5 protein-coding genes and 1 pseudogene are annotated in these 6,004 nt (G+C 57.3%); 4 read left to right on the plus strand and 2 right to left on the minus strand.

The window, feature by feature from the left end; translation table 11 throughout:
* Positions 1-300: 300 nt before the first annotated feature.
* Complete coding sequence (locus AB4874_RS17940) at positions 301-438, minus strand: hypothetical protein (protein WP_368393009.1); 138 nt, start codon at positions 436-438, stop codon at positions 301-303.
* Positions 439-523: 85 nt separating this feature from the next.
* Between AB4874_RS17940 and AB4874_RS17945 the strand changes: the two are divergent.
* Positions 524-1,431: pseudogene (locus tag AB4874_RS17945) on the plus strand (Mu transposase domain-containing protein); the annotation flags it as partial.
* On the opposite strand, the gene AB4874_RS17950 reads toward AB4874_RS17945, so the two are convergent.
* Positions 1,379-2,080 (minus strand): hypothetical protein, encoded by a 702-nt coding sequence (locus AB4874_RS17950; protein ID WP_368393010.1) that lies wholly within the window; start codon positions 2,078-2,080, stop codon positions 1,379-1,381. The pseudogene AB4874_RS17945 and the gene AB4874_RS17950 sit on opposite strands and share 53 nt — an antisense overlap.
* 164 nt (positions 2,081-2,244) lie before the next feature.
* Between AB4874_RS17950 and AB4874_RS17955 the strand changes: the two genes are divergently transcribed.
* The 3 genes from AB4874_RS17955 to AB4874_RS17965 form a co-directional block, all read left to right on the plus strand.
* Positions 2,245-3,002, plus strand: a protein-coding gene (locus AB4874_RS17955; protein WP_368393011.1) for an IS5 family transposase whose coding sequence is annotated in 2 segments (ribosomal slippage) — positions 2,245-2,563 and positions 2,563-3,002 — 759 coding nt in all. Because the reading frame shifts where the segments join, the coding sequence is not laid out codon by codon here.
* A gap of 407 nt (positions 3,003-3,409) precedes the next feature.
* Complete coding sequence (locus AB4874_RS17960; protein ID WP_368393012.1) at positions 3,410-4,291, plus strand: helix-turn-helix domain-containing protein; 882 nt, start codon at positions 3,410-3,412, stop codon at positions 4,289-4,291.
* A gap of 550 nt (positions 4,292-4,841) precedes the next feature.
* Positions 4,842-6,004 (plus strand): plasmid recombination protein (locus tag AB4874_RS17965; protein WP_368393013.1); only part of this gene is annotated, 1,163 nt, incomplete at its 3' end.

The raw sequence follows: 6,004 nt of genomic DNA on the forward strand, positions 1-6,004 counted from the left end.
ATTTTTCGCAAGATGCGATTGGCAGGCGAGGCCCCTGAGTTTGTTGGCTCAGAAGGCCACACGACGGCTCTCAAAGCCGTTTTTTCGCACAATTCTTCTAAGAGGTCCTTGCGGCCTTGCCTCGTGCGCCAGTTGAACAAGCGACCTTCCGGGACTGCCACGTCACATCAGAATGATCGGATCCAGCGCAAGTCAGGCCCGGTTGCACCTACTCTCCACGTCTGGGGGACCTGATTTTGCAAAGCCTACATTTTCCCGATCTACGGCATCGCTATTTCGGACACGCACACAGTCCATGTGCTACTGATCCTCAATACAGACCAGATCGCCATCGGGCATAGGCCTTTGCAGCCCTTGCGCAGCCTCGATTGGAGCACTTAGCCAAACTTGCCATTCGTCGGGCTTGGTCAGGATCACCGGCATCGCCTTGGGATGCACAGCGGCCACCTCAGCGTTGGGTATCTGCGCATTCCTGTCGACATGTCGCGGGTCATCTGGATCATGACGGCGAATAATCTGGAGGGCACATTACCTGTTCCGTGATCGCTACGGCCGTCCCGGCAAAGGCAACGACAAGGGCAATGCGGAAGGTCTGGTCGACTACTCCCGCCGCAACTTCATGGTCCCGATCCTGCGGTTCACCTCTTGGGACGCGTTCAATGCCGATTTGGAAGGCCAGTGCCGCAAGCGCCAGGCGGATATCCTGCGCGGCCAGTCCGAGACGATCGGACAACGCCTTGCGCGAGATTTGTCGGCGATGTCCGAAGTTCCTACGGCGCAGTTCGACGCCTGCGATCAGGCTACCGGACGGGTCAGTTCGCAAGCGCTGGTGCGCTACAAGACCAACGATTACTCGGTGCCGGTCGCCTATGGCCACCGCGACGTCTGGATCCGCGGTTATGTCGGGGAGGTGGTCATCGGCTGCGGTGGCGAAGTGATCGCACGCCATCCCCGCTGTTACGAGCGTGAGGACATGGTCTTCGACCCGGTGCATTATCTTCCGCTGATCGAGCGTAAGATCAACGCCCTCGACCAGGCAGCCCCCTGGCGGAATGGGACCTGCCGCCGGCATTCGCGACCCTGCGCCGCCTGATGGAGGCGCGGATGATAAAGGCCGGGCGCCGCGAGTATGTTCAGGTTCTGCGCCTGCTCGAGACCTTCGACATCGACGATCTGCATGCCGCCGTGACGAAGGCGCTGCAATTGGGTGCGGTTGGGTTCGATGCAGTCAAACATCTCGTCCTCTGTCAGGTCGATAAACGGCGACCGAAGCTGGACCTTGATGTCTACCCATACCTGCCGCGCGCGGAGGTTGGGACCACGTCGGCGGCAAGTTACATGTCCCTGCTATCGGGAGAAGCAAGCTGTTTCCCACATTTCATTCATGTAGCCATACTCGCATCCCGGCCCACCGCGCACAGAAATCCTTAGCCCTTTTCCGAATTTCTTCATCAGGGTTAAGAACGAAGAATGTCCTTGGACTATATCGTGCTGCACGCACGGCGAACCCAGGTAGACCAAACTCTTCAAGCCAAAAATCGACCTCGGCATCGTGCCCGCCCGGTCGGCGGGTATTGTGGTGATAGATCACTGCACATCTTCCGCAGGTGAGGGCCTGGACTTCCTGCAAGGGCATCTGTTTTCCGAACTTTGCCGCTCCTTTTCGTTTGTCCTGATCATCGATGATGCCGTTATCAGGATCTGCGAACACAAGGTCGCATGCTGAAAGTTGGTCAATCACGTTGGAGAACCATTCCCGTCGCCAAGCTCTGCGCGCTTTTACTGTGATGCCGGTCATGTCGAGGCTTTCATCAGAAGAGGCAGCATCTTTCAAAACTGGTAGAAGCGACGCGATCGAACGCTCACGACTTACGATATCCTTGAGGTGGTGGAACAGTTCCGGATCAAGAGCCTCGTATTCCTCCTGCCGGTTGAGATAGCCAATGTGCCGACCATCATCATTATGCGCTTCATCGGGAAATCGATACCAGGCGACACCCAGCTTCCGGCCAGGAGAAACAGCACGTAGAAGCCCGAGCTTTACGAAGTCCCCGACATCACCAGCGTAGCGATCTTGCATGTAAACCTCTGAATCTGTGCGATCTGATGGACTCGGCGTGGAGGTCCGGACGCATTTGTTGCGGGCGGATATTTCGGCTGCCGTATCCTAGGGTCTGGACCCATAAATCGGCTTGATGCTGACTCATTGCTATGATTCAGGACCCCCAAATATTTGGGGGTATGATGAGCAATCTGTATTGGCTGAGTGAGGAACAAATGGGACGACTTAAACCGTACTTCCCCAAGAGCCGAGGTAAGCCGCGGGTAGACGACCGGCGCGTATTGAGCGGAATTATCTTCATTAATCGCAATGGTTTACGTTGGAGTGATGCTCCCGCGGAATATGGTCCGCCCAAGACATTGTATAACCGTTGGAAGCGATGGAGTGACATGGGGGTGTTCGCGCGGATCATGACGGGATTGGCGGCAGAGGCACCCGACAATAAGACCATCTCAATTGATGCGACTTATCTCAAAGCGCACCGCACAGCCTCAAGCCTGGGGCTCAAAAAGGGGGGCGTGGACGTCTGATCGGGCAGACCAAGGGTGGTATGAACACCAAGTTGCATGCCGTCACGGATACCAGCGGTCGCCCAATCCAGTTCTTTATTACTGCGGGTCAGGTGAGTGATTACACCGGCGCTGCAGCTTTGTTGAGCTGTCTGCCAGATGCTGAATGGCTACTCGCCGACCGCGGCTATGACGCCGATTGGTTCAGAGAGGCCTTAATAGACAGGGGTATCACTCCATGTATCCCAGGCCGCAAGTCACGCAGCAAAACCATCAAATACGACAAGCGTCGCTACAAACGTCGCAATCGGATTGAGAGAATGTTTGGCCGCCTCAAAGATTGGAGACGCATCTCAACGCGCTATGACAGGTGCCCTAAGGTATTCCTTTCCGCTATCGCACTCGCCGCAACCGTCATATTCTGGTTATGAGTCTGGACCCTAACCTGCTGCGAACACTTTTGGCAGAACAGCCCCATTGGCGAACGTCGTCACATCATCATGGATGAAAATCTTAAATGGCCGCTTCACGAAGTTTGAGGAGCGAATTGCACTCGCAGCGAACTTCCGCTTTCGCCCTCATGGCCAATCCTTGAGCTTCCTGTGCACCTACAGGAATGTCGTGAAAGGGCTGCTAGCCGTCTTAGTTTCGTTTGACGCTAAACCGCCTCGCGCGGCATCGGACACGGTCATTCGATATCAGTTGGCCACTGGTGTTCATTTCGTCTCAACTCTTCGCGTTGATCCCGCAGGGTCGGCAATTGACGACGTCATGTCTCTTCGCCAAAAGTAAAACAATCTTTCCATCATGCCCGCTTAAAAAGCAAGGATAGTTTTCCATGCCTCCACTCCCCCTCCTGCGGGATCGTCGCCGCAACCTTTCCTTGACCCAAGCGAGCGTGGCCAAAGCGGCGGGCATCAGCATCCCGACGTTGCGCAATCTCGAACAGGGAAAGGGCAGCATCGGGTCGCTCTCGCGCACCCTGCCCTGCCTGCAACTGCGGTGGTCTTGGTTTCATGACATGGCAGCCGGCCCGGACCTTGCGCGGCGGCGACGAATGCGCGGTCTCAGCCAGCGCGCGCTGGCGGAAAAGGTCGGTTGCTCGCGACCGACGATCATCGCGCTTGAGAGCGACCTGACCGGCAGGGTTGAGACGTTGCTGCGGGTTCTTTCTGTCCTCGGAATCCGTCAGGCCCTACGTCCGGAGCCAGCAGCTAGGAATCCGGGGTTGGTCCCTGCAACGAATGATCCCGCCCGCGACCTGGTGATGACGCCCCCGGATCTGGCGGCCAGGATCATCGCACATTTCGCAGACCGGATGTCCGGGCATGTGCTCGACCCGGCGCGGGGCGCGGGCGCGTTTTACGACCAGTTTCCCGATCATGTCGAACGCTCTTGGTGCGAGCTGGCGCTGGGTCGGGATTTCCTCGCGTGGAGCGATCCGGTCGACTGGATCATGACGAACCCGCCTTGGTCGAAGATCCGCAGCTTTACACTCCACGCGATGACAATCTCCGAGCATATCGTTTGGCTGGTGCCAATCGTGAATATCACCACCAAGGCGCGGCTACGGGATTTGGCTGAGCACGGATACGGCATCGCGGAATTGGTGCTCATCGATACCCCGCGCGGCTGGCCACAGAGCGGATTCCAGCTTGTCGCGGCGCATCTGCGGCGTGGCTACACCGGCGACTGGCGCGTGTCGCGACTTGAGATCTGACGCAACCCCACGGCAGATCTGACATGCTGGAAAGGAATGTGCGGGAGAAACGACCAGTTCATCCTGACGCACCGCAATCGCGGCCCCGGCATCCTTCGGGGTCACCTCCGACGCGATCTGCGCGCTCCAGGCGCCTGCTGACCGGCGAGACGGTTCGAGCGCCGAGCCACACGACATCGGCTTCGCGGATATCTTCGCCCATGTGCGATCGCGTTTAGAGCGATCAGCCTTTTTGTCGCCGCGCCCTGGCGTGGCGCTTGTGCAAGGCTGGCATCGCCAGCCGCGCAGTTGGATCGATAATATATATGCACCGCATGTTATCGAGCCGACGGAGCGCCTCCCCGGCGTTAGGGGCAGACAGGTAGCTTCAGCTACCTACAGTCTGTCACTGTGCCTGGCTTTGCCCGGGCCCATTTGCGAAATAGAATTTCGCAACCTTATCAATATGCTAGGTTATCCACATTCCCACATCAAGACATTCATTTTTCCGCTACGGATTTTCATGAACCGATTCTAAATGGATTGCCATGTCACGCAAGGAACCCGCGCCATGGCCTATCAATTTGTTCATATCCAGACCTACAGTCTGAAGTCGACCAAGGTGGCCGGCACGAACGATCACTTCAACGACCTCAATCAGGTCTTCGGTGAAGCTCTGCGCGAGCCGCGCTACTGTGATCATGTGCCCGCGCCACGCACCCCCGCCGAGATAAAGTGGCCCGGCGCGATCCCTCTGACCGATCTGCGCGCCCACCATGACACAAGGCGCGCCGCGATCCGGGAGACCGTGCAACAGAGAAACGGTGGTAGTTACGAACGCGGTCTCAAATCGGATGCCCCAACGCTTTATACCGAAATCCATTCGCATCCGATGACATCCGAAGAATATCGCGCATGCTCCAAAGACGACCGCGCGGAAGTGAATAAATGGATGCGCTTGGTGGTGAAGGATTTCGTATCTCGGATGCCACCGGGCATCGAGTTTTCCGCCGTGCTACATCTCGATGAGAAATACGTCCATATCCACATTCTCGCGCTCAACATGGCGGATCCGAAACTAAGCGCAAACAAGCTTCATGTCGGAAAATGCGCGGCCGCACAGTGGAGAGAGGAGCACGGGCCAGCACAGACAATCACCTCCCTGCCCCGCCCGGAACTCGAGCCCCGGCCCTCCAAACCCAAGCGCCCTAAACCCTCAAAGAACCGCATGACACAGGCCAAACGCGAAGCGGCATATGTTGAGGATCTCGCAGCATGGGAGGAGAGCTGCGCCGAGATCGAGCAGCGCAATGCGGAAGCGCTCGACGCCTGGAAGCGCAAGAACGACAAGCATCTGCACCTCAAACGTAAGACACAATCACGGAAACACTCAGACAAAGCAGCCTACGAGGCCGCGATGACGTCCTTTCAGGACAGATATTATGAGGCCGTTGGAAAACCCTGTGGCCTGCTGCGGCATGGCCCCAGAAAGGAACGGCTCTCGACTGTGCAATATGGCTTGCGCAAGGCGCAGGCAGAGCACATCGCAAAGGTTGAAGCCGCACAGCGGGACTTGGTTCTTTCAAATCGCAAAAAGTCTCAGGCGTTAGAGAAAAAGGAACAGGCACAGAGCCAGAAGGCAAAACAGATTGAAATGGAGCAAGAAGCGCTTGAGGCGCGCCGGGAGGCCGCAGCACGTCAGGATTCCGCCCTCACGCAAAGGGAACGCGCGGT

This window comes from Thioclava arctica (assembly GCF_040892615.1).
Taxonomy (GTDB): domain Bacteria; phylum Pseudomonadota; class Alphaproteobacteria; order Rhodobacterales; family Rhodobacteraceae; genus Thioclava; species Thioclava arctica.

Excerpts from the sequence above, each read along its gene's own strand:
- AB4874_RS17950 (WP_368393010.1), bottom strand. The coding sequence starts at position 2,080 with ATGCAAGATCGCTACGCTGGTGATGTCGGGGACTTCGTAAAGCTCGGG.
- AB4874_RS17960 (WP_368393012.1), top strand. The coding sequence starts at position 3,410 with ATGCCTCCACTCCCCCTCCTGCGGGATCGTCGCCGCAACCTTTCCTTG.